Consider the following 1464-nt stretch of genomic DNA (forward strand, 5'->3'; position numbering starts at 1 on the left):
TTTCAGGCCACCGAGGTCCAAAGCACCACCCAAGGAGAAGTTCTTGGATTCTTCAGGCTTCAGTTCCTTACCGCCCAACAATTGACCCAAGACGCTGGTTGGCGACACCGTGCCGGTGTTAGCCAAAACGCCACCGATCAAGCTGGTCGTGGTGTTCACCACATTGGCTTGGCCCGGGGTTGGTGCGCGGAACCCGGTCGAATAGGTCGAACGCAAGGTCAGAACGTCGGTCGCCCGCAACAGGCCCGAGAGCTTGTAATTGGTGGTTTGGCCGAAGGTGTCGAAGTCCTCAGTACGGACAGCGGCACCCAGAACCAATTTCTCGGTCACGTCGGCTTCCAAGTCGACATAGAAGGCCGTGTTGGTGCGGTCCCAAACGCCAGCGTCAGAAGGACGGAAGCCGTTGAAGCCGTTCGAACCGATCGAGAAGCCTTGGTTCACAAAAGGACCAACCGTGTAAGAAGCCGCATCACCTGCGATCAACTCAAACTCTTCATTGCGCCATTCAAAGCCGCCAGCGATGTTCAGGTCCGAAGCAAAGCCCTTGACTGGAACGGCATAGCTCAAGTCGATGTTGAAGTTCTTCTCGGTTTGGATTTGCTGACCGGGGGTGAACTCGGTTGGCGAGTTCGGGCCCAAGGATGCGTTGATCGTATTGTTGATGTGGAAGGTCACATCGTTACGACCGGCGCTGAAGCTGACGTCATAGTTCAACTTGCCAACATTGCCTTTGGTGCCAACAGCACCGGCATAATCCACCAACTCACCGCCAAAGCGTGGGGTGAAGCCGCCGGGGAATTTCTCGATGAAGGCAAAACAGGTTGGGTCAGCTTTGACCTGTGCGATCAGGGCTGCTTCATTTGCGGCACCGATCGTGATCACAGGGCAGGTGGTGCCTGTGCCTGGGGTGGTGTCGGCAACCAAACGGGTCACGCCACCATCGTTCGAGAACACGCCACCGCGGGTGTTTGGGTTACGATAATAGAAGCCACCATCGGTTTCGCGCGTGCCATAATTGCCGAAAGCATAGATGCTGCGGCCATTGCCAAGGTCGAACCCGGCATTGACGAAGGCCTTATAGTCGCTCTTCAGCTCTGGCTGACCCCAGATTTGGGCTGGGTTTGGAATGGCAGTGTTGCCTGCGGCTGCCAAAGCAGCAGCATCGCCACGTTGAACCGAACGGCTGGTCGCGCCAGACTGACGATATTCAAGGCTGACGTTGGCAAAGCCATTCTCGCCAAGACCGAGGCCGAAATTGCCGGCGACTTGATAGGTCGTGCCGTCGCCTTCGTAGAATTGGCCGTATTTGGCTTCCACTTCTGCGCCGCTCGAGTCGGTGCGCAGGATGAAGTTCATCACGCCGGCAATGGCGTCAGAGCCGTATTGAGCTGCTGCACCATCGCGCAGAACTTCAACTTGCTTCAGAGCAATGCTGGGGATCGAGGAAATATCTGGACCTTGTGC

At 56.6% G+C, this 1464-nt stretch carries 1 protein-coding gene; it reads right to left on the minus strand.

The features are described from left to right. Positions 1-1464 (minus strand): TonB-dependent receptor plug domain-containing protein (locus tag ACOVRA_RS01605; protein ID WP_421718781.1); only part of this gene is annotated, 1464 nt, incomplete at both ends.

It is taken from the genome of Aquidulcibacter sp., assembly GCF_049239865.1.
Taxonomy (GTDB): Bacteria; Pseudomonadota; Alphaproteobacteria; order Caulobacterales; family Aquidulcibacteraceae; genus Aquidulcibacter.